General features: G+C 69.3%; 14 protein-coding genes. 4 read left to right on the top strand and 10 right to left on the bottom strand.

Annotated features, from left to right (window positions below; all coding sequences use genetic code 11):
- Positions 1 to 45 precede the first annotated feature (45 nt).
- Positions 46 to 1002, top strand: coding sequence for a carbohydrate ABC transporter permease (locus I5G_RS01440; protein ID WP_022877463.1), 957 nt, complete (start codon positions 46 to 48; stop codon positions 1000 to 1002).
- On the top strand, positions 999 to 1817 hold the full coding sequence (locus I5G_RS01435) for a carbohydrate ABC transporter permease (protein WP_022877462.1): 819 nt from the start codon (positions 999 to 1001) through the stop codon (positions 1815 to 1817). The genes I5G_RS01440 and I5G_RS01435 overlap by 4 nt, the downstream gene beginning before the upstream one ends.
- Positions 1818 to 1907: 90 nt before the next feature.
- On the opposite strand, the gene I5G_RS01430 is transcribed toward I5G_RS01435, so the two are convergent.
- The gene (locus I5G_RS01430; protein WP_022877461.1) at positions 1908 to 2912 is read right to left on the bottom strand and encodes a LacI family DNA-binding transcriptional regulator; all 1005 of its coding nucleotides are present in this window, start codon (positions 2910 to 2912) and stop codon (positions 1908 to 1910) included.
- Positions 2913 to 3034: 122 nt separating this feature from the next.
- Between I5G_RS01430 and I5G_RS25025 the strand changes: the two genes are divergently transcribed.
- Positions 3035 to 3994, top strand: coding sequence for a glycoside hydrolase family 43 protein (locus I5G_RS25025; RefSeq protein WP_022877460.1), 960 nt, complete (start codon positions 3035 to 3037; stop codon positions 3992 to 3994).
- Complete coding sequence (locus I5G_RS01420) at positions 3991 to 6243, top strand: alpha-L-arabinofuranosidase C-terminal domain-containing protein (protein WP_022877459.1); 2253 nt, start codon at positions 3991 to 3993, stop codon at positions 6241 to 6243. The genes I5G_RS25025 and I5G_RS01420 overlap by 4 nt, the downstream gene beginning before the upstream one ends.
- Before the next feature lie 176 nt (positions 6244 to 6419).
- Here I5G_RS01420 and I5G_RS19960 read toward each other — a convergent pair whose 3' ends face one another.
- The 9 genes from I5G_RS19960 to I5G_RS19940 form a co-directional block, all read right to left on the bottom strand.
- Positions 6420 to 7157, bottom strand: coding sequence for a hypothetical protein (locus I5G_RS19960; RefSeq protein WP_022877458.1), 738 nt, complete (start codon positions 7155 to 7157; stop codon positions 6420 to 6422).
- Between the two features lie 97 nt (positions 7158 to 7254).
- Positions 7255 to 10020, bottom strand: a complete 2766-nt coding sequence (locus I5G_RS23830) for a LamG-like jellyroll fold domain-containing protein (protein WP_022877457.1) — start codon at positions 10018 to 10020, stop codon at positions 7255 to 7257.
- A gap of 94 nt (positions 10021 to 10114) precedes the next feature.
- A complete protein-coding gene (locus I5G_RS01405) occupies positions 10115 to 11554 on the bottom strand; it encodes a glycoside hydrolase family 43 protein (protein WP_022877456.1) in 1440 nt (479 codons plus the stop codon).
- Between the two features lie 206 nt (positions 11555 to 11760).
- On the bottom strand, positions 11761 to 16431 hold the full coding sequence (locus I5G_RS19950; protein WP_204365533.1) for a family 43 glycosylhydrolase: 4671 nt from the start codon (positions 16429 to 16431) through the stop codon (positions 11761 to 11763).
- A 200-nt stretch (positions 16432 to 16631) separates the two neighbouring features.
- Positions 16632 to 17645, bottom strand: coding sequence for a LacI family DNA-binding transcriptional regulator (locus I5G_RS01395; RefSeq protein WP_022877454.1), 1014 nt, complete (start codon positions 17643 to 17645; stop codon positions 16632 to 16634).
- The gene (locus I5G_RS01390) at positions 17638 to 19173 is read right to left on the bottom strand and encodes a sugar ABC transporter ATP-binding protein (protein ID WP_036325625.1); all 1536 of its coding nucleotides are present in this window, start codon (positions 19171 to 19173) and stop codon (positions 17638 to 17640) included. Before I5G_RS01390 ends, I5G_RS01395 begins: the two co-directional genes overlap by 8 nt.
- A gap of 54 nt (positions 19174 to 19227) precedes the next feature.
- Entirely contained in the window at positions 19228 to 20250 is a 1023-nt protein-coding gene (locus tag I5G_RS01385; protein WP_022877452.1) for an ABC transporter permease, read from the bottom strand.
- The gene (locus I5G_RS19945; RefSeq protein WP_022877451.1) at positions 20250 to 21293 is read right to left on the bottom strand and encodes an ABC transporter permease; all 1044 of its coding nucleotides are present in this window, start codon (positions 21291 to 21293) and stop codon (positions 20250 to 20252) included. The genes I5G_RS01385 and I5G_RS19945 overlap by 1 nt, the downstream gene beginning before the upstream one ends.
- Positions 21290 to 22840, bottom strand: coding sequence for a sugar ABC transporter ATP-binding protein (locus I5G_RS19940; RefSeq protein ID WP_022877450.1), 1551 nt, complete (start codon positions 22838 to 22840; stop codon positions 21290 to 21292). Before I5G_RS19940 ends, I5G_RS19945 begins: the two co-directional genes overlap by 4 nt.
- Positions 22841 to 22877: the final 37 nt, after the last annotated feature.

The raw sequence follows: 22877 nt of genomic DNA, 5'->3' as shown, positions 1-22877 counted from the left end.
CGCCCCTTCTCGCTCCGTTCCCACCCCTCCAGGAAGGAAGACGTCATGGCCGACGTCGCCACCACACGACGCCCGATCCTCGTCGAACCGACGGTGACCGCACCCCGCACGATCCCGCGCCTCCGACGCCGGCGGGACGGCTTCGCCGCCGCGTGGTTCGTGCTGCCGATCCTCGTGGTGTTCGTGGTGCTGTACCTGATCCCGCTCGGGCAGTCGCTGTACTACAGCTTCACGGACTACAACGGCTACAGCCCCGACGTGAAGCTCGTCGGCTTCGACAACTACGTGCGGATCTTCCGCGACTCCTCGATGCTGTCCGCGCTCGGGTTCACGCTCGCCTACGCGATCCTCACCACGCTGCTGGTGACGGTGTTCGCGATCCCCCTGGCCCTGGCCCTCAACCGGCGTTTCGTCGGCCGCGCGTTCGTCCGCTCCGTGTTCTTCTTCCCCGCCGTTCCCAGCGTCGCGGTCCTGGGTCTGGTGTGGACGTTCATCCTCAGCCCGCTCGGATCCGGCGTCATCAACTCGGTGCTCGGCGCAATCGGGGTCGCTCCGATCCCGTGGCTCGCCGACGAGACGCTCGCCCAGATCAGCGTCATCCTCGTCGCCGTGTGGGCGCAGACCGGCTGGCACGCGATGCTGTACCTCGCGTACCTGCAGAGCATCCCGTCCGACATCTTCGAGGCGTCCAAGCTCGACGGCGCCTCCCCGTGGCAGGAGTTCCGCAGCCTCACCCTCCCCTTGCTCACCCCCGCGATCACGGTCAGCCAGTTGCTGCTGCTGACCGGCGGGCTCAAGGTCTTCGATCTCCCTTTCACGCTGACGCACGGGGGCCCCGGGTTCGCGACACGCACGCTCACCCAGTCGATCATCGAGAACGGCATCGCCCAGTCCGACATCGGCAAGGCGTCGGCCCTCAGCGTTCTGTTCCTGCTCGCCGTCGGGGCCGTGATCGCCCTCCAGCTCGTCCTGTCCCGTCGCATCGAGGAGCGCTACTCATGAAATCGAGCCGTGGCATCCTGCTCAGCGTCCTCCTGGTGCCTCTCGCGTGCCTCGTGGCGCTGCCGTTCTACTACATCGTCGTCAACACGCTGAAGACGCAGCCCGAGACGGCCGCGCAGCCGCTCGCCCTGCCGACATCGCTGTACCTCGACAACTACATCGAGGTGTTCCGCGACATCCCCGTGCTGCAGAGCTTCCTCAACACGCTGTACGTCACCGTGCTGTCGATCGCGATCATGCTGCTCATCGGTTCGATGGCCGCGTTCGGCGTCCTGATCGGCCGCGGGCGCCTCGCGAGCATCGTCGGCGTGATCCTCGTCATCGCGTTCGTCGTACCCGGCCAGGCGACGCTCGTCCCGCTGTACCGCATGCTCGCGGGCGTCGAGCTGGTCGACTCGCTCAACGGCCTGGTCGTGATGTACGCCTGCGGATCGATCTTCTGCTATTTCCTCATCATCGGGTACATGCGCAGCCTCCCGACGGAGCTGTTCGAAGCTGCCCGCATCGACGGCGCGGGCCCGTTCCGCGTGTACTGGTCGATCGCGCTCCCGCTCATCCGGCCGATCCTCGTGACCGTGGGCGTGTTCCAGACGATGTGGGTGTGGAACGACTTCATCACCCCGAACGTCTTCATCAACTCGCCGCAGAAGCAGACCCTCGTGCTGCAGGTCTACACCGCGGTCGGCGAGTTCACGACGAACTGGCCGGTGTTCATGACGCTCACCGTCATCGTGTTGATCCCCATGGTCGTCTTCTTCATTTTCGCCCAGCGGCAGATCGTCAGCGGCCTCGTCAACGGCAGCGTCAAGGGCTGAACGCGCCGCGAACGCCCCGGAGCCGTCGGGTTCCGGGGCGTCGCCGCGATTCCCGCCTTCCGGAGGTTCGAGGGAGCGCTGTGTGCCGGGTCAGCCGGTGGACTCGCGCGCGACCACGCGGAACGGGCTCAGCACCTCGACCGCCTCGTGCGCGTCGTCCGCGATGCGGGCGATGAGGAGGTCCACCGCGGTGCGGGCCATGAGCTCGTGATCGGGGTCGACCGACGACAGCGACGGCACGAGGTGACGGCTGAACTCGACATCGTCGAAGCCGATCACCTTGACGTCCTCGGGCACGCGCCGTCCCGCGTCCGCGAGGCCGCGCAGCACGCCGAGCGCGACGTAGTCCGTGACGCAGAACACGCCGTCGAACTCGACGCCGTCTGCGACGAGGGATGCCACCGCCTCGGCGCCGCGGCGCGGCGTGAACTCGTCGAGGGCGACCGTGAGCTTCGGGTCGTACGGGATGCCGGCATCCTCGAGCGCCTGCCGGTACCCGGCGTGCCGCAGCGTGGAGACGTCGACATCGCCGTTCTCGGGGAGCGGTCCGTGGAGCACCGCAATGCGCCGTGCGCCGCGCTCGATGAGATGGGCGACGGCGGCGCGGGCGCCGTCGACGTTCGACATCGCGACGTGGTCGACGGGGCCCTGGAAGATGCGCTCGCCCAGGATCACGACGGGGAAGTCGACGCGCAGGAGATCGCGGTCCTCGCCGCCGAGGCCGACCGCGCTGAGGATCAGCCCGTCGTACATGCGCACGCGCGACAGCGCCAGAGCGTTCAGCTCGCTCTCGCGCTCGCGACCGGTCTGTTCGATGACGACGTGGAGGTCGTGTCGGGCACCCTCGGCGATCACCGCTGCGGCCAGCTGGCCGTAGTAGGGCCGGTCGATCTCGGGGACCGCGAGGCCGATCGTGTGGGTGCGGCCGCGGCGGAGGTTCCGCGCCGCGACGTTCACGCGGTAGTCGAGGCGATCGATGGCTTCGAGCACCTTCTCGCGCGTCGCATCCGCGACGTGCGGGCGCTTGTTGAGCACGTTCGACACCGTCATCGGGGAGACGCCGGCCGCGTGGGCGATGTCTCGGATCGTGACCACCCTGGCCGCCTTCCCGCGCTCAGGGGAGCGCTCTCTATAACGTTACAGCGAACCGCGGGCATCCCACAGTGTCGGGATTGTCCATAGGTATTTGTATCGATACAGTAGCCGCGGAGGAATCAATGGAGTTCGACCGATACCTGTTCGCCTACTTCGTCAACGGCAGCGACGCCGACGCCGAGCAGGTGCGCTTCGCCGTCAGCCACGACGCCACCGCGAAAGGGTGGACGCCGCTGCGCGCCGGCGCTCCGGTGCTGCGGTCGACGGTGGGCGAGCGCGGCGTACGCGATCCGTTCCTCACCCGTGATCCCCGGACCGGGCGCGTGCACCTGCTCGCGACCGATCTGCACGCCGCCGTCGGCGACGCAGAAGGCGGCGCCTGGGACCGCGCGGTGCGGCACGGGAGCCGCTCGATCGTGGTGTGGTCCAGTGACGACCTGGTGCGCTGGACTCCCCCGCACCTCGCGACGATCGCTCCGGCGGAGGCCGGCAACGCCTGGGCTCCCAAGGCGTTCTGGCGTCCGGATCTGGGCGGTTGGAGCGTGTTCTACGCGTCGGCCCTCTACCCCGAGGGCGACGCGAGGGCACGCGAGCGCCACCAGCGGGTGCTCTCCGTCGAGACGACGGATTTCCGCGAGTTCTCCGCCCCGCGGACCTTCCTCGATCCCGGACACGACGTGATCGACGTGACCTTCGTCGAGTTCGGCGGCCGGCTCCACCGGTTCTCGGCCGACTCTCTGACCGACGTCCCCGACGAGAAGTGGCGCTTCGTCTCGCACGAGGTCGGCACCGCGATCGACGATCCCGACTTCGCCGTCGTCCGCCGCGATCTCGGCCGCCCCGAACTCGAGCGCGCCGAGGGTCCCGCGCCGTTCCCCGCCCTCGACGGCTCGGTCCTCTTCCTGCTTCTCGACGAGTTCGAGAAACGCGGATGCCAGCTCTTCCGCAGCGACGACCCTCCGAGCGGGCGCTGGGAACACGTCCCCGACGCCGGGCTCCCCGAGGGGGCTCGCCACGGCTCCGTCCTTCCGATCACCACCGTCGAGGCCGAGCGCCTCCTCGAGACGGAGGACCCGTCGTGACCGGGACCACCGTCCACATCGACGATGTCGCACCGGGCCTCCCGATCAACCCCGATATGTGGGGCGTGTTCTTCGAGGACATCAACGGCTCCGCCGACGGCGGCCTGTACGCCGAGCTCGTCCGCAATCGCGACTTCTCGTTCGGTCCCGCCGACGACCCCGCGTGGCATCCGCTCACCGGATGGACGACCGACGGCACCGTCGAAGTGGGCGCCGCGCGCGCGAGCGGCGGACACCGGGTGCGGCTCACCGCTCCTGCGACGCTCGAGAACGCGGGCTTCGTCGCGCTCCCGCTCACCGCCGGAGCCACGTACGCCCTCGCGGTGCGGGCGACCCCCTCCCCCGGCGCCGACGTCCGCGTCGCGCTCCTCGACGACGCCGGCGAGGTCGTCGCCGAGACCCCCGTCACGGGCGACACGGACGCCGTGCTCGTCCCGCGACGCGACGCCGCCCACGGACGGGTCCGGCTGCACGTGGCATCCGGGTCGTGCGAAGTCTGGTGGGTGTCGCTGATGCCGACCGCGACGTTCCGCGGCGAGGCGAACGGCCTGCGCGACGACCTCGCGCGCACGATCGCCGACCTGCGCCCGCGTTTCGTGCGGTTCCCGGGCGGCTGCGTCGCGCACGGCTTCGGCCTCGACAACCTCTACCGCTGGAAGCACACCGTCGGTCCGGTCGAGGACCGCGTCGGCGACCGCAACATCTGGGGCTACCACCAGTCGATGGGGCTGGGCTTCTTCGAGTACTTCCGCTTCTGCGAGCAGCTGGGCGCCGAGCCGCTTCCCGTCGTCGCGGCCGGCGTGTGCTGCCAGAACTCCCCGGGCGGTCAGGCCGGGTTCACCGACTCCGAGATGGACGACTACGTCCGCGACGTCCTCGACCTCATCGAGTACGCCAACGGCCCGGTCGACAGCCCGTGGGGCGCACGTCGTGCCGCCGCCGGCCACCCCGAGCCGTTCGGGCTGCGCTACCTCGGTGTCGGCAACGAGGACGAGATCACGGATGCCTTCGCCGCGCGGTTCGGGCGACTGCTCGAGGCCGTGCGGGCCGCCGCCCCCGACATCGTGGTGATCGGGACGGCCGGACCCTTCCCCGCCGGATCCGACTACGACCGCGGCTGGGAGCTCGCCCGCGAGCTCGCGGTCGACATCGTCGACGAGCACTCGTACAAGGCGCCGAAGTGGTACTTCGAGCACCTCGACCGCTTCGACGCCTACGACCGTTCGGGGCCGCGGGTCTACGTCGGCGAGTACGGCTCGCGCGGCAACACCATGCTGTGCGCTCTCGCGGAGGCGGCCTACATGATGGGGATGGAGCGCAACGGCGACGTCGTGCGGCTCGCGTCCTACGCGCCGCTCCTCGCCCGCATCGACCACACCCAGTGGACCCCCGACCTCGTGTACTTCGACGACACCGAGGTCGTGCTCACCCTCAACTACCACGTGCAGTCCTTGCACGCCCACGCGGCGGGCACGCGCGCGCTTCCCGTGCGCGTAGAGAACGCTCCGACCTGGGAGCGCCCGCGCACCGGGCGGATCGGCATCCGGGTCCGGGCCGAGTCCGGCACGCTCACCGTCGAGCACGCCTCCCTGGATGCCGGCGGCCACCGGCAGCAGACCGGATTCCACCGCGGCGAGCGCGACGTGCGCCTCCCGCTCGCGGCCCGGGGCACGGACTGCACGGTGCGCGCGCGGGTGCGCCTCGAGGAGGACGGGCGCGACGGCTTCCTCGTCGCCTTCGGCGACGTGGACGGACCCGATCACTTCGAATGGCGTTTCGGCACGTGGGAGAACCGCTTCCTCGTTCTGTGCGAGGTGAGCGACGGCCTGTCGGACGAGTGGACCGAGCCGCTCCCCTACCGCTTCGACGCCGGCCGCACGTACGACGTGGAGATCCGGGTCGAGGGCGGCGGCAGGCACGTCGTCTGCCTCCTCGACGGCGACGTCGTGCACGACATCGCGCACGACGGCACGCCCGAGCAGCGGTTCAGCGCGTCCGCCGTGGTCGATGACCGGGACGGCACGACGTGGCTGAAGGTCGTGAACGCGACGGACGCCGCGGTCCCGCTCGCTGCGACGCTCGCGTCGGGTCACGCCGTGTCGGCACTCGAGATCACGAGCCTCACCGCCGACCCCGCCGAGGGTCGCCCGTTCGCCCCCGCCCCGGCCGCACCGCGCGTCTCGCGGGTCGACGGCGCGCGGTGGACCGTCCCCCCGTTCACGTTCGCCGTCGCCCGGGTCGTGCGCTAGCGCTCGCCCTTTCGGCCCCGGCGCCCACGTGGCGCGGCCGCGGCGTCCGCGCGACGCGGCCCCGGCGCCCACGTGACGCGGCCGCGTGGCGCGGCATACCCGTTGAGTGTCCAGGACACGCGGACGCGCGCGCTTCCGCTCCGCGTGTCCTGGACACCGAACAGCCGACCGCGCCCTCAGCAGGCTCCGGCCGCGACGCACGGTGCGTGCGCGAGGTCGGCCAGCGCCGGAGCGGGGCTGACGTCGGCCGCCGCGACGCGGGCGTCGACGAGGTTCGTGTACTGCTCCTCGAGGGCGGAGAGCCGCACGGCCTCCTCAGGGGCGGCCGCCGCTTCGGGGTGCTCGCCCCGATAGGACTGCACGGCAGTGGCGGAACCGTCGATCGCGCCCGCCGACGCCAGCGCCTCGGACACCTCCTGCCGCAGGGCCCCGAGGAAGTAGTCGATGAAGTCCGACTCCGACAGGCTCGGCGGCCCGTACACCGGCTCCCCCGCGCGCAGTGCCGCCGCACGGCGGTCGTTCTCCGCCGTCCACGCCTGCACCACGTCGGCGTAGGTGCGCGGCGCGGACACGCCCGCGTGCTCCGCGGCATCCAACTCGATCTGGAGACGGACGACGGATGCCTCGGCCCGGTCGACCAGCGATTGGGCCGGGGTCGTGCCCTGGATCGGGGTGTCCCAGAACCGGGCCCCCGCGACGTCGGCTCCGGAGGCCTGCGCTTGCGCGACGACGTCGGACCGCTCACGGGCGAGGAAGACGCTCACGGCACGGAACGGCACGGGAGTCCCGTCCACCGTCAGCGCCGTGGCATCCGGGAGCGGGGGTGCGGGATCGGTCGGCGCCGGAGATCTCGGGAGGAGGAGCAGGACCACCGCGACGGCCAGGAGGACGACGAACGCGACGGCGATCAGCACCGGGCGCGCACGGCGCCCGGCCGAGGGGCGGGTGCCCCGTCGACCGGGCGTCGTCCGGCTGCCGACCGGGCGGGAGGTCCCACCCGGTCGGCGCCCGTCACGGAGTGGCGAGCGTGGTGATCTGGGCGCCACTGAGGACCCGGTTGTAGAAGTGCACGTCGTCGATCTTCCCGCTGACCGGGTCGACGGGCGACAACGCCCACTCCGCGCCGCCGATGACCGTCGCGCCGATGGACTTCCACGGCGTCGTGTACGACGTCGTGCCCTGCAGCGCGCCGTTCACGTAGAGCGAGATCGTGCCCGCGCCCCGGTCGTACATCCCGAGCACGTGGTACCAGGTGCCCGTCGTCGCGCTCGAGGTCGCCGACACGCTCGTGGCCGTGGAGTTGGTGTCGTCGGCGCTGCGCATCGTGAACGTGAACTTCCCGCCACTGAGCTGCAGGTAGAACGGGCTGATGTTGAAGCCCGACATGCTCGCGAACGTCTGGTTCCCCGCGGTGGAGTCCAGGTTCACCCAGGCGCCGACCGCGAAGCTCTGGCTCGTGTCGACGGCGGAGGTGGGAGCCTCGCCGTATGACCCGGCCGAGCCGGGGAACGACAGGGCGTTGGCGCCGATCTTGCCCGCGCCGGCCCACGCCGTCCGGGATTCGAGGTGCCCGGTCGGAAGGCCCGCCGTGACGTCGGTGAACGTGCCACCGCTGCCCTCGTCGAGCTGCCAGTATCCGGTCGCCCCGGTGCCGAACGCGAACGCCTCGCGGTCGCTGATGGCGCGGGGCAGCGCGTGCACGTCGTCGACGGTCGCGTTGGCGAAGTCGACGGCGGCGCCATTCCACTTGGCCTGACCGACCTTCGTGTGGCCCGTCGCCTTCCAGCCGCTGCTGAACGCGGTCGAACCTTGCAGCGCACCGTTGACGTACAGCTTGATGACCTTCGCCGACGCGTCGTACACGCCGACCAGCTGCGCCCACGTTCCGACGGTCGCCGTCGGCCCGAAGACCTGGGCGTACGTGGATGCCGTCGAGTCGGCGCTGCGCGCGGTGAAGACGTACTTTCCGCCCTCGATCTGCAGGTAGAACGGGCTGATCGTCGACCCGTCGATGCTGAGGTACGTCTGGTTGCCGGTCAGCGAGGCGGGCTTGACCCACGCCGCCACGGTGTAGCTCGCCGAGGTGTCGACCACGGGCGAGGCGGCATCCACGAATCCGGATGCCGTGCCGTTCAGCGCGACCGCACCGCTGCCCATCTGGGCAGAGGTCGTCCACGTCGCTCCGGACTGCAACGTCGCGGGGTTGGCGTGCCCCGACGTGTCGTTGGCCGTCGTTCCGTTGGACTCGTCGAACCGCCAGTACACCCCGGGCGTCGACGCGCTGGTCGTGACACCGGCGCCGTTGTACGCACCGATGTTCGGCGCCGCGGTCGACGACACGGCATTGCCGAAGTAGTCCTTGCCGCCGTTGTTGGAGATGACGTTGCCCGCGCCCAGCGCCGGTGAGCCCGCGCGCAGCTGGTATGCCGACGCCGTCGCGCGCCCGTCGCCCGCCCCGCCGGGGTTGACCAGGAGCGGGTCGGCCGTGATCTTGCTCGTGTCCGCCGGCTCCGAGGCCGGGTGCTGGCCGTAGAAGAGGTTGCGCGACCAGGTGGTGTTGTTCGTCTGGTAGCCGCCGGTGCCGTGCTTGACGATGAGGTTGTTCGAGAAGGTGACGTTCCCCGGCGGCGTGCCGTTGGTCACGTCGCCGTTGTCCCCCGGCGGCATGTAGACGGTGTTGTTGGAGAAGTTCGCGGTCCCGCCGTTGGCGATGCCCTGGAGCGTCGCCCACACGGCGTTCGACGCGCCGTCGTTCTGGCTGATGTTGTAGCGGATCGTGGTCGTGCCCAACGCGCCGAACGTGGACGAGCAGCAGAACTCGATCGATCCCCACGGGTTGTCGTGCGTGTAGTTGTACTGCAGGGTCCAGTCGGTGTTGTTGTTGTCGATGTCGAACGCTTCGCCGTCGTAGAGCGCTCGCCAGTTGCGGGCGACCTCGTTGTACTGCAGGACGGCGTTGTTCGTCCATCCGCCCCAGATCGCCGCGCCCGAGAACCGGTAGCCGCTGTCGGTGACGACGTTCGACTGGATCACCGGACCCGAGCAGAACACGCAGACGATGGCGTTGCCGCCCGCGTCGGTGATGGTGTTGTTCTGGATCACGATGTTGGTCGAGTTGATGTTGTGGTTGAGGCCGATCGCCGAACCGATGTAGATGCCGCCGGCATCCACGTTCTTCAGGGTGTTCCCCGAGAGCAGCACGTCGTCCCATGCCGCGGTGGTGTTGTTGTCGGTCTGGTCGAATGAGATGGCCGAGGTGCGCGACGGCTGGGGGTCGCCGTTCTTCCAGAACCCGCTGACGTTGTCGATGAGGTTGTTGACCACGTGGATGCCGTGGAGCGTCCCGGTCGTGTCGTTGTCGGCGAGGAACCCGGCACGCGAGGCGTTGCCGCCGGCGCTGTTGGTGATCTCGAGGTTCTGGATAGTCCAGTCGTGCTGGTCGTGGAGGTACACGGTGGCGGCCACTCCGCCGCCGGCCAGGAGCGGCGCCGCGCCCGAGCCGTAGGAGGAGACGACGATCGGGGACGTGGACGAGCCCGACCCGAGGGGCGCGAACTGCCCCGCCCAGGTCCCTCCGCGCTGGAATAGGATCTGGTTCCCGGCGGCGAAGGTGGTGCCGTTCAGTTTGCCCAGGGTCTTCCACGGCGTCGTGGTCGAGCATCCGTCGGCGGCGTCGTTGCCGGACGGGGAGACGTAGTAGGTCGTGCAGGCGGCTTGCGCCGGCGCGGACGCGATGACGGGGAGACCGATCGCGGCGAGGGCTGCGACGGCGAGCATGGCTGCGCGCCGTCTCCAACGAGGAGTCACGGGATGCCTTTCGAAGGGGGGCGCGCGCGGGGGGAGCCGCGCGCGCCCGGAGGAGGGGTGGGGGTTACGGAGCGACGTGGAACGTGGCGTCGGCCTGGTCTGTGGCCGAGGAGATGGGATCGAGCTTCAGCTGGAAGTCGTAGTGACGGATGTAGCGGTCGGGGTAGTTGTACGAGCGGAAGGAACTCCAGGTGGAGTTCGCCAGACCCGGGACACGGGTGAACGTCGCGTCCGCGGCGAACTGTGCCGAGTTGTCGTTCTGGTTCAACACCAGCGCGAAGTTCGAGTGACGCAGGTAGTACCCGGGGATGTTGACGGACTCGAACGACACCGCGTTGGGATCGGCCAGACCCGGGACGAGCCGCCACTGGGAGTCGGCCTGGGGGTCGAACGGCAGCGGGTCGATCCGGCCCTGGTAGTTGGAGTGCCGCACGTAGCGATCGGGGAAGTTCCAGGACTTCAGTCGCATCAGCGACGTCGTGCCGTACGTGCTCTGCAGGGCGTTGTACTCCGTGGCGGTGATCGGCTGGATGGTGTTGTGCTTCGAACCGAGCGGCGCCGTGAAGTTCGCCTTGCTCACGGCGGTCCACGACCCCGTGGTGATGTCGCCCTGCCATACGTTGAACGTGTTGTTCGGGCAGTAGTTGTCGCCCCACAGCCACCACTTCGTGCTGTCGGTGAGTGAGCGCACCACGGTCGGCGCCTCGACGCAGCTGCCCTGCGGCGGCGCCGTGACGTACTCCGTGAAGGATCCGGGGTTCAGCGTCGTCGACTTGGCTCCGCGGAGCGTCGCGTCGCTCCCGCGGTAGTAGAGGTAGTTGACGCCGTTGACGCCCGTGACCATGTCGGCGTCGATGATGTTGCCCTGACCGTTGTTGTCGAAGAACACGGTGGGCGAGGTCGCGGTCTGGAAGTCCGTCGTGTACGACACGAGGATCTTCGCGACGTTGGACCCGTTCGGGATACCGCTGAACAGGATGCCGTACTGCTGACGCCCCGCGTCCCAGAACGCCTCGGGCGCCCACGAGTACGAGTTGGTGTTCACCGCGTTGACGGTGAGCATGCGGTCGGCGGACCAGTTCACCAGGTCGGGCGAGGTCCACACGTGGATCGCCGGGCTTGCGGCGAAGAAGTCGTTCCCCGTGGCGATGTCGGTCGCGAGAAGGACCCACGAGCCGTTCTGCAGACGGTAGAGGAAGGGATCGCGGATGCCCTTCGTCCCGGCAGTCGGAACGAGGATCGGCTGGTTCTGGTTGAGGGGCGTCCACTCCAGCGCATCCGGGCTCACGGCCAGATGAACGGTGTTGGAGTTACCGGAGCCGCTGGGGCTCTCGGTGAAGTACGCCATCACGTAGTCGGCGTTGGCCGTCGCCGCCTGCGTCGGTGCGGCGGGGGCGGCCACGACGCCGACCGTGGCGATCGCCGCCGCGAGCGCGGCGATCGCGAGGAGGCGTCGGCGGGTCCGTCGGACGGGAGGCGACACGACGTCGCTGCGGTCATGCACGGGGTTCTCCGATCTGGAGCTGTCACCGATGACCGCTCCACGCGCGAGACTAGGGCAGTATGTATCGATACACAACCATGTATTCGTAACGATACAAACGGAGTTTTCCCCGCCCTGTCGGTGCGACCCTCGTCGCCCGGGCGGAACGACGGAGGACCCCGGATGCCAAGCATCCGGGGTCCTGCGTCGATCGAACGATCAGCCCCTTACGCGTCCGCGCGGCGGGGGCGACGCATCGTCCACACCACCCCTCCCGCGACGAGCAGGAAGGCGGCTAGGAGCGCGCCACCCAACGGCGCCTGCGCCCCGGTGGCCGCGAGCTGGCCGGCCGCGACCACCGTGATCGGCACGGTGGCGATCGTGCGCCCGTTCGCACCGAACACCACGATCGAGTGGCTGCCCGCGGCGAGGTTGCCGGGGATCTGCACGTCGAACGTGACGCGGCCGCTGGCGTCGGCGGCGGGGATGCCGGCGATGCGGATCGGGGTGCTGCGCAGTTCGGCCGTGACCTGCTCGCCGGGTTGCAGCCCCGTCACCGTCACCTTCACGATGCCGCCCCGCTCGACCGTCGTCGTCGAGACGGACACCTTCGGCGCGGAGCCGGGCGTCGCGGTCGGCTGGCCGGTCGGCGTCGCGGTGGGCTCGGCCGTCGGGGTCGCCGTCGGCGTGACGGTGGGCGTCGGCGTCGCCGTCGGCGTGACGGTCGGCGTCGGCGTGGCCGTCGGCGTGGGCGTCGCCGTCGGCGTGGGCGTCGCCGTCGGCGTCACAGTCGACGTCGGCGTCGGCGTCGGGCCGGGGTTGTCCGGGACCTCGCGCGGGTCGACGCTCGAGAGCGTCGGCTTCACGGGCTGGAACAGGCCGTCGGTGCCCACCTCGAGGCGGTCGATCGTGGTCTCACGGTTCGTTCCGCCACCGCCCGGGATCGCGAACCGGTGGTAGGCGATGTACCACTCGTCCGTGCCCGGCACGTTGATGATCGAGCTGTGGCCCGTACCGAGGATGCCCTGCGAGGGGTCCTTCGACAGAATCACGCCCCGGTAGGTCCACGGACCGTCGATGCTCGTCGACGTGGCGTACCCGACCCGGTAGTCGGGCGAACCGGTGTCGTCGATCGAGTACGTCAGGTGGTACAGACCGTCGCGGTAGTTCATGAAGGAGCCCTCGCGGAAGTCGTTCAGACCCGAGATCGGCTTGATCGTGCCCGCCTTGATGCTCTTCATGTCGTCCGACAGCTCGCCGTAGACCGGGCTGCCGTTCCCCCAGAACAGGTAGTACTTCCCCGTCTTCGGGTCGTGGAACGCCGCCGGGTCGATCGCCTGTCCGCTGTGGACGCTCTCACCGTTCGTGATCATCGGCTGCGCTTCCGCGGTGAACGGCCCCTCGGGGCTGTCGGCCACGGCGACGCCGATCTCCTTGCGGTTGTCCTGCGGGTTGTGACCGCTGAAGTAGAAGTAGTACTTCCCACCCTTCTCGATGATCGTCGGCGCCCACGCGTTGCCGGTCGCCCACGGAACGTTCCCGTTGGCGCCGTCGAGCGTCAGGATCGGCTTCTCCGAGCGCGTCCAGTCGACGAGGTTCTTCGACTTCCAGACGTAGAACGTGTTGCCGCCCCATCCGGGAGAGCCGTCGGTCGTGGCGTAGATGTAGTACGTGTCGCCGAACACCGCGATGTTCGGGTCGGCGTACAGCCCCGGCAGGACCGGGCTCTTCATCTCCACCGCCTTGAACGTCCACACGACGTCGGACTGTCCCTCGGTCTTCAGCGTCACCGTCACCGGCGTGCTGAGATTGCGGACCGTTCCGGACGCCGGGGTGGCCGTCGTGCCGGGTGCGGTCGTGAACGTCGGACGCAGCTTCGACAGGTCGGTTCCCGGTACGACGGGGAACAGCACGGTGCGGTTGTCGGCGTCGACGATCGGGGCGACCTTGAGCGCAGCGGCATCCTGCAGACCGATGCCGGTGAGGAGGCCCGGGTTCTGCGCGGCGATCTCCTCCGGGCTCAACGCACGGTTGTAGAGCGCGAACTCCCGCATCTGGCCGCGGAACAGGTTGTCCTCGTTGTACACGGACTTGCCGAGGTAATTCGCCAGGGTCGCACCCTTTCCGATGTCGCCCGGTCGAACGGTGACGTTGGTGTTCTCGGCGACCTTCTGTCCGTCCAGGTACAGCCGCGCGGTGTTTCCGCTCAGCGTGTAGGTCAGGTGCACCCAGCGGTCACGCGGAAGAGCGCTGGCGGCCGACGCGTTCTGCTCTCCGGTCCAGTTGCCCGTGGTGATCGCACCCCGGTACTGGCCGTTGCCGGTCGAGAACAGGTAGCCGTTCCCCTTTCCGTCGCTGCCGGTGTTGCCGAAGCCGTACAGGAAGTACGGGTTCTTCTGCGCCGGGTCGATCCGCACCTCGGTGTCGACGGTGAGGTCGGTCACCCCCGCCAGCACGTTGTCGGGCAGATCGACGTAGTCGTTGCTGCCGTCGAAGGTGAGCGCCCCGTCCGAGAACGCCGCGCCGCCCTGGATCTGCGCGTCGCGCCCCGCACCGGAGCGGTCGTGCAGCGTTGCGCCCGAACCGTCGGTGAAGTCGTACCGCAGCACCTCGCCCTTGTCGTTGGCCGTGACAGGAGTCACGGTCGGCTCGGTCGGGATGTTCTTGCGCAGGGCGGCGAGCTCGTCCGCGGTCACGGGCATGACCGTGCCGTGGCGCGGGCTGCTCGGCAGCTTGTAGCTCGCCGGGACCTGCCAGTTCGGGTTCGCGATGTCGGTCGTGGCGAGAGGGATGTAGCCGCGCCCGCCGTATTCGTCGACGAACAGGTAGTACTTGTCGCCGTTGACGTCACCCGGGTTGGCCTTGAAGATGCTCGGACCCTCGACCGCACCCGTGCCGGCCTTCTTGCCGATGCAGGAGGCGACCTGCGTCCAGTCCTTCAGCGGAGCGGTGAGGACCGGCGAGCTCTCCTGGATGATGTCGCTGCACCCGGTGGTGCCGGCGCCCTCGTCCTTGGTGAAGCGCTGGTAGACGCCGTTCGCCTTGATGACGGTGGAGTCGATGCGCGACATTCCGCCCTGCCACACCTTCGTGTCACTGAAGGTCACGAAGTCGCGCGTGGTGGCGTACAACATGCTGTTGTCGACGCCCGCGGTGTGGTTCGGGTCGTTCTCCGCGTAGAGCTTCGACGCCCAGAACACGACGTACTGGCCGAGGGTCTCGTCGTAGTACGCCTCGGGCGCCCAGGTGTTGCCCGCGGTGTCGGGCGAGACGCGGACGTGACGCTGGTCGCTCCAGTTCACGAGGTCGTGCGACTCCCATACCTCGATGTACTTCGAGCCCTGGCGCTGCGAGGTGTCCCAGGACGTGCCCCCACCGATCGAGAGGTCGGTGGCGATCAGGTAGAACGTGTCGCCCTCGGGAGAGCGGATGATGAACGGGTCGCGCAGGCCCTTCTCGCCGTACTTCGAGGTGAGGACGGGCTTGCCGCCGTTCAGCTCGGTCCAGGAGAGGGCGTTGTTGCCGTTGCTCGCCGCGAAGTAGATGTTCTCGCCGGCGATGGTGTTGCCGGTGAAGTAGGCGAACGTGTACCCCGCGAAGGCTCCGATGTGGGCAGCCTTACGGACCGTCACGACGATGTCGCGGGTCTTCGTGGTCGAGCCCTTCGTGACGGATGCCGTGAGGGTCACCGTCGTGTCGGTCTCCTGGCGCGAGACGACACCCGTCGTGGAGACCACGGCGGGGTTCGAGCTCGTCCACGTCACGGGCAGACCGCTCGCCGTCGTCGGCAGGGTCAGGTTGCCGCGCGCGTCGTCCGCGTTCACGACGGTGATGCCGTCGAGGGCCTTCTGCGCGGCACCCGCGTCATCCGGAACGGCCAGCACCGTCGCGGCGAAGGCCGCGGTCTCCGTCGCGGATCCGCGCGTGAGCGTGGCCGTCAGCGTGACGTTCGCGTCCGGCTGCCCGGCCGCGGGGCGCGTCACCGCGCCGGTGGAGGACACGACCGCGGCGTTCGAGGACGACCACGAGATGCTCGCGCCGTTCGGGCCACTCGTGGGCAGGGTGATGTTCGCGGTGACGGCGCTGAGGTCTCCGAGATCCAGCGCGGCCTTGTCGCGCGCGACCCGCTGGGCGTCGGTGGCGACGAGCGTCGTCACCTCGTCGGCGGCCAGCGCCCGGTCGTACAGGCGGAAGCCGCGGAGGCTGCCCGCGAGGCGCTTGTCGGGGGTGTAGTTCGAGCGGCCGAGGTAGTTGGCCGTCGTCGTGCCGTTGCCGATCGATCCGGGGGTCGTCGTCGTATTGGTATTCTCGGCGACCTTGACGCCGTCGATGTAGAGGCGCGAGGTCTTGCTCCCCGCGTCGAGGGTGTAGGTGAGGGTCTTCCAGACGCCGCGGTCGAGGTTCGCCGAGCCGCGCGTCTCCTGCTCCGTGGTCCAGTTGCCGCTGGCGATGCCCGTGCGCGCGGGGTTTCCCGTGGCGAACAGGTAGCCGTTGCCGTACCAGTCGGTCGTGTTGCCGAGGCCCCAGATGAAGTAGTTGCCGGACTGCTCCGGACGCACGAGGACGTCCGTACTGACGGTCACCGACGAGAGCCCCTTGAGGATGTCGTTGGGAACGCTCACATAGTCGTCGGCGCCGTCGAGACGCACGCCGCCGGCACCGGTCAGCGACGGTCCACCGACATAGGTGGCATCGCGGCCGTGGCCGGAGTCGTCGCGGGCGACGGTTCCCGACGTCTCGTCCATCGGATAGGAAACGACCAGTCCGGTCGCGGGAGTGTCCGCATTTGCGGCTATAGGGAGGGTGATCGGTGCCGCGACCAGCGCGGCGACGACCGGGACGGCGAGCGTCCAGGACGGGAGACGGCGGGGGAGAGCCGTCCGGTGGAGCGTAGGCACGGGGGTGCTGATCCTCTCGTGAATGCGACATTGCATGGAGTCGTCGACAGCGACGACTGTCTGCGATGTTAGCGCTCACACTTGGAGATCACCAGGTTGTGACGTGATCGTTGCCGTGTGAGCGGTCCCACGATCGTCCGGGTGAACCGGGCGGCGCGTCGATCGTTCCGAGCGGCGTCGGGCACCGCGAACTGCTCGCGTCAGGGACGCAGCGGCGCCGAATCGCGCACGACGAGGCGCGTCGGAAGCGGGGTGCTCTCACTCACCGTGTCCGGCTCCTCCACCATCAGCAGCACCTTCTGCATGAGGATTTCACCCAGCGCGGCGAAGTCCTGGCGCACGGTGGTGAGCGAGGGGAACAGGAACGGCGCCTCGGGCACGTCGTCGAAGCCGACCACCCCGATGTCCTCCGGCACGCGGAGGCCGCGCTCGCGCAGCGCGGACAGCACCCCGATGGCCATGTGGTCGTTGGCGACGAAGATCCCCTCGCCGGGGGCGAGGTCCGTCTCGGTGGCGATCCGGTAGCCGCTGGCGGCCGACCAGTCGCCGTGGACGGGCGGCGTCGACTGCGCTCGAGCGGAAGCGATCTCCTCGCGCCACCCGCGGAGACGCTCGACCGCGTCGGGGTTGCGCGCGGGACCGGCGATGTGGCGCACCGTGCCGTACCCCGACTCGAGCAGGTGCCGCACGGCTGCCCGGGCACCGCGGTACTGATCGATGGCCACGAGGCGCGGGTGCGGACGGCTGGTCGTGGCCGCGGCCACGATCGGCACGTCGATCTCGATCGCCTGCACCGCCGCGAGCACTTCGACGTCCACGACGATGAGCACGATGGCATCCACGCGCTGCTTCAGGAGCCCGTCGATCGCCGCGCGGACAGCGGCGACGTCGTTCTGGGGCGAGCTGATGGCGTCGACGTTGTAGCGCGCGGCGCGCGCCGCGAAGTTGAAGTTCGTCGCGATCGACGAGGGGCCGTAGTCGACGGTCCCGGGGGTGACGAGGCCGATCGTGCGGGTACGACGCGTGACGAGCGCCCGCGCGGCGGGCGACGGACTGTACCGGAGCTGCGCGATGGCCTGTTCGACGCGCGCCCGCGTCGCCGGGCGCACGTTCGGCATGTTGTTGAGCACACGCGACACCGTCTGGTGCGAGACGCCGGCCAATCGAGCGACGTCGAAGATGTTGGCGGTGCGGGATGCCTTCTCGTCAACCATCGGACAGCCCCTCCTCCTCCGTGGCGGGCTTGGCCACGAGGGCGAGGAGGGCGTCGGACGTGAGTTCCGCGGCGGGGAGGATCTGCGCGAGCACGCCGTCGCGCATCACCGCCACCAGGTGGGCGACACGCAGCACCTCGTCGAGCTCCGCGGAGATGTAGACGATCGCCAGACCGTTGTCGGAGAGCTCCCCCACCAGGCGCTGGATCTCGGCCTTCGCCCCGACGTCGATGCCGCGCGTCGGCTCGTCGAGCACGATGACGCGGGGGGACAGTGCGAGGAGCCGGGCGAGGAGCACCTTCTGCTGGTTTCCCCCCGAGAGCGTGGAGACGGGGCGATCGATGTCGGCGGGACGGATGTGGAGCGCCTCCACCCAGCTCGTCGCCAGCTCGCGGCGTCGCGCGGTGCTCAGCCGGTGGAAGATCCCCCGCTGCGCCTGCAGCGCGAGCGTGATGTTGTCCAGGACGCTGAGGTCGCCGATGATCCCCTCGGTGCGCCGGTTCTCGGACGAATAGGCCACCCGCCGACGGATGGCGTCGCGGGGCGACCCGAGCCGCACCGGCTCGCCGTCGATGCGCACCTCTCCCCCGTCGGGATGGTCGACGCCGGTCAGCGCACGGGCCAGCTCGCTGCGGCCCGACCCGAGCAGCCCGGCGACGCCGATGACCTCGCCCTCGGCGATGTCCACGTCCGCCTCGCGCAGGCGGGGTCCGGATGCCAGTCCCCGCGCGCGCACGATCGACGGGCCCTCCGCGGGCAGCGACGTCCGCTGTCCCAGCGGGGCGAGAGCGTCGGCGGCGGCACCGAGCATCTTCTCGACGAGGTCGATGCGGAGGAGCTCGCGCGTGCCGTACTCCCCCACGAGGCGCCCGCCGCGGAGCACCGTGACGCGGTCGCAGATCTCATAGACCTGGTCGAGGAAGTGCGACACGAAGATGATCGCGATCCCCTGCGTCTTGAGGTCACGGATGACGCGGAAGAGCTCGGCGACCTCGTCGGCATCCAGGCTCGAGGTCGGTTCGTCGAGGACGAGCACCTTCACGTCGATCGAGACGGCGCGGGCGATCGCCACGAGCTGCTGGATCGCCAGCGGATGCGTCGACAGGACGGAGGACGGGTCGACGTCGACGCCGAGGGCGGAGAGCGCTTCGATCGCGCGCTCGCGCATCGCGCGGTGGTCGATCATCCCGAAGCGGCGCGGCTCCCGTCCGAGGGAGATGTTCTCGGCGACCGTGAGGTTGGGGAGGAGATCGATCTCCTGGTAGACGGTCGAGATCCCCACGGCCTGAGCGTCTGCCGGGGTGGCGAACTGCCGCGGGCGCCCCTCGAGGAGGATCTCGCCCTGGTCGAGCCGGAGCGCGCCCGTGATCGCCTTGATCAGCGTCGACTTGCCGGCACCGTTCTCGCCCATGAGGGAGTGCACCTCGCCGGGGCGCAGCCGGAAGTCGACATCGGCGAGCGCCGACTCGACGCCGAAACGCACCGTCGCCCCGCGCACCTCGAGGAGGGGCGGGGCGACGGTCGACATGGGGTCAATCATGCCCTCGCGATGACCGCAGCGTGAACATCCTGTGCGGGCGCGTCATTTGCTGAGGGCCGAGCGGGACACGATGATCCGCTGCACGACGACGAACAGGAGCAGGAGCGCGCCGACGGTGATGCGCGTCCAGGACTGCTCGGCACCCGAGAACGAGATGATCGTGCGGATCAGACCGTAGACGAAGACGCCGATCATCGACCCGAGCACGAAGCCGCTGCCACCTGTCAGCAGCGTTCCGCCGATGACGACGGCGGCGATCGTGTCCAGTTCCGTGCCGACGCCGTTCAGGGGGTATCCCGCGCCGGAGTACGCCGTCAGGACGATCCCCGCGAGACCCGCGCACACCCCGCTGATGACGTAGACCGACAGCTTCGCGCGCACGACCGGAAGGCCCATGAGCCGGGCCGACTGCTCATTGCCGCCCACGGCGTAGACGGTGCGCCCGAACCGCGTGAAGCGGAGCACGAAGGCCGCGAGCGCCACCGTGAGGAGCGCGATGATGCCCGTCGGCGTGATGTACCACCCGGCGAACGAGAAGCGGGTGGACTGCAGCCACAGGATGCCCTCGTTGTCGACCTTGATCGACTCGAGGCTCACCACGAACGCCAGTCCACGGGCCAGGAACATGCCGATCAGCGAGGCGATGAACGGCTGCACGTCGAAGAACTGCACCAGCACCCCGATCAGCAGGCCGATCGCGGCGCCGATGAGGATCATCGCGGGAACCGCGACGGCTACCGGAACGCCCTGCGAGAGCAGACTCGCGCACAGGATGCCGGTGAACGCCATGACCGCGCCGACCGAGAGGTCGATGCCCCCGGTGAGGATGACGAAGGTCATGCCGACCGCGAGGACCAGCAGGTACGCGTTGTCGAGGAGGATCGACGACAGGATGCGCGGGAGCTGGAAATTGGGGAAGTACGCCATCGCCCCGGCGATCATGATCAGCAGGATCGCGATCGCGGCGAACACCGGGATCCAGGAGACGTGACGGTTCAGGAACCGGCGATACGTGGTGGTGGCGGCGGCGCCCGAGGCGCCGCGCTCGGCGGTGAGAGTGACCATCAGGACAGCACCTTTGCGTCGGGACGTCGGGTGAGGGGCCGCAGGGCCGAGCGGCCCGCGGTCTGGAAGAACGCGCGGAACCGGCGCGACTGCAGCAGCACCACGATCAGCACGGCCGCGGCCATGAAGACGGGGCTGACGGCGGGCGGCACGCCCAGGAAGGTGATCGTGCTCTTGAGCGTCTGGATCGTGAAGACACCCACGACCGTTCCCGCCAGGCTGAACTTGCCGCCGGCGAGCGAGGTGCCGCCGAGGACCACCGCGAGGATGGCATCCAATTCGATGTACAGACCGGCCGCGTTGGCGTCGGCGGCCATGATGTTCGAGCTGTAGAGGACGCCCGCCATGCCGGCCAGGGTGCCGCTCGCGATGTAGGCGCCCCAGATGATGCCGCGGGAGCGGACACCGGCCAGACGGCTCGCCTCGGGGTTGATGCCGACGGCCTCGGTGAGCATGCCCAGCGCCGTGCGCCGCTCGACGATGCCCACGACGATCACCGCGGCGATCGAGACGTAGAACGCGAACGGCAGCCCCAGGACGTATCCCTGCGCCATGAACTGGTACGGGTCGCTGTTGATCGTGGTGATGAAGCCCTTGGTGATGAGCAGGGCGACGCCGCGACCGGCGAGCATCAGCACGAGCGTGGCGATGATGGGCTGGATGCCGAGCACCGAGACGAGGAAGCCGTTCCAGACGCCGAGCAGCAGCGCGGTGCCGACGGCGGCGGCGATGGCGATCATGACGACGCCGAGGTTGCCCGGGTCGGGCGAGGCCTCGATGATCGTCAGCGCCACGGCGCCGGAGACCGCCATGATCGCGCCGACCGACAGGTCGATGCCGCGCGTGGCGATGACGAGGGTCATGCCGAGTGCGACCAGCATCAGCGGAGCGCTGTTGCGGAGGATGTCGATCAGCGACCCGTAGAGCTCGCCGTTCTGCACCGTGATGCTGAGGAACGACGGCCGCGAGATCGTGTTGACGGCGATGAGCGCCACCAGTGCGGCGATGGGCCACACGAGGCGGTGCGAAAAGAACTTCTTCATGCGATCTTCTCCCGATCGGACGGCGTTGTCTCGGGCTGCCCCTCGGCGATGTAGGCCACCAGGCCGTCGAGGTCGACGTCCTGGGTGGCCAGCTCGCCGATCTTACGACGATCACGCAGCACGGCCACGCGTTGTGCGATGCGCAGCACCTCCTCGAGTTCGGAGGAGATGAACACCACGGACAGGCCCTTCTGGGCGAGCTCGGCGACCTTGCGCTGGATGTCGGCCTTCGCGCCGACGTCGATGCCGCGCGTGGGCTCGTCGAGGATGAGCAGTTCCGGGGCGGTGGCGAGCCACCGGGCGAGCAGGACCTTCTGCTGGTTGCCGCCCGAGAGGTTGCGGATGAGCGCGTTCGGGTTCGCGGGGCGGACGCCGAGCGCGGTGATGTATTCGTCGACGATCGCCTGCACCTCGGCGGCACCGAGCTTGCGCAGCGCCCCACGACGCGCCTGCACGCCCAGGATGATGTTCTCGGCGACGGTGAGATCGCCGACGATGCCCTCGGCGCGACGGTCCTCCGACGAGAAGGCGATGCCGCGGTCGAGAGCGTGACGCGGCGAGCCGAGGCGCGACGGCGATCCGCCCACGTCGACCTGACCCTGGTCGGCGCGGTCGGCGCCCGCGATCAGCCGCGCGAGCTCCGTTCGGCCCGAGCCCAGAAGCCCCGCGAGACCGACGATCTCGCCGGGGAAGACCTCGAGGTCCACCGGCTCCAGGGCGTTCTTGCGGGCCAGCGAGACCGCCTTCAACACCGGGGTGCCGGAGCGGTCGATGACGCGCTCGGCGCTGGCGGAGATGGCATCCAGTTCGCCAAGCTCACGGCCGATCATCTTCGCCACCAACTGTTCGCGGCCGAGCTCGGCGATCGGGTACTCCCCCACCAGCGTGCCGTTGCGCAGCACGGTGAGGCGGTCGGAGATCTCGTAGATCTGGTCCAGGAAGTGCGAGACGAAGAGGATCGCGACGCCACGGTCGCGGAGATCCCGAATGACGTCGAAGAGCTGCTCGACCTCACCGCGGTCGAGGCTGGAGGTCGGTTCGTCGAGGACGAGCACGGTGGTGTCGACCACCATCGCGCGACTGATCGCAACGAGCTGCTGCACGGCGATCGAGTGGCTGGCGAGGATCGAGCGGGTGTCGATGTTCAGGCCCAGCTCGGCGAGAGCCTTCGCGGCCGCGGCGTGGGTCGCGCGCCAATCCACGAGGCCGGCGCGGCGGATCTCGTTGCCGAGCATCACGTTCTCGCCGACGGACAGGTTCTGGCAGAGGTTGACCTCTTGGTACACGGTCGCGATACCGGCGGCCTGCGCGTCGGCGGTCGAGCGGAACAACCGCTCCTCACCCTGGACGCGGATGGTGCCGGAATCGATCCCGTACACACCGGTGAGGGCCTTGATGAGGGTGGACTTGCCGGCGCCGTTCTCTCCCATGAGGGAGTGCACCTCACCGGGATAGAGGGTGAAGTCCACGCCGTCGAGCGCCTTCACTCCGGGGAAGGAGATGCTGATGCCGCGCATCGCGACGACGGCAGCACGTTCGGATGTCATGCTCGATCGCTTTCTCAGGGGGTGAGCGGAGGGTGTG

It is taken from the genome of Microbacterium sp. B19 (genome assembly GCF_000333395.1).
In the GTDB taxonomy this organism is placed as follows: domain Bacteria; phylum Actinomycetota; class Actinomycetes; order Actinomycetales; family Microbacteriaceae; genus Microbacterium.
The sequence above is the reverse complement of the archived record's forward strand: the minus strand, read 5'-3'. Positions and strand labels throughout refer to the sequence as shown.

What these genes read in the sequence shown, in the direction of transcription:
- I5G_RS01440 (WP_022877463.1), top strand. Translation starts at nt 46, where the DNA reads ATGGCCGACGTCGCCACCACACGACGCCCGATCCTCGTCGAACCGACG.
- I5G_RS01435 (WP_022877462.1), top strand. Translation starts at nt 999, where the DNA reads ATGAAATCGAGCCGTGGCATCCTGCTCAGCGTCCTCCTGGTGCCTCTC.
- I5G_RS25025 (WP_022877460.1), top strand. Translation starts at nt 3,035, where the DNA reads ATGGAGTTCGACCGATACCTGTTCGCCTACTTCGTCAACGGCAGCGAC.
- I5G_RS23830 (WP_022877457.1), bottom strand. Translation starts at nt 10,020, where the DNA reads ATGCTCGCCGTCGCAGCCCTCGCCGCGATCGGTCTCCCCGTCATCGCG.
- I5G_RS01395 (WP_022877454.1), bottom strand. Translation starts at nt 17,645, where the DNA reads ATGGTTGACGAGAAGGCATCCCGCACCGCCAACATCTTCGACGTCGCT.
- I5G_RS01390 (WP_036325625.1), bottom strand. Translation starts at nt 19,173, where the DNA reads ATGTCGACCGTCGCCCCGCCCCTCCTCGAGGTGCGCGGGGCGACGGTG.
- I5G_RS01385 (WP_022877452.1), bottom strand. Translation starts at nt 20,250, where the DNA reads ATGGTCACTCTCACCGCCGAGCGCGGCGCCTCGGGCGCCGCCGCCACC.
- I5G_RS19945 (WP_022877451.1), bottom strand. Translation starts at nt 21,293, where the DNA reads ATGAAGAAGTTCTTTTCGCACCGCCTCGTGTGGCCCATCGCCGCACTG.
- I5G_RS19940 (WP_022877450.1), bottom strand. Translation starts at nt 22,840, where the DNA reads ATGACATCCGAACGTGCTGCCGTCGTCGCGATGCGCGGCATCAGCATC.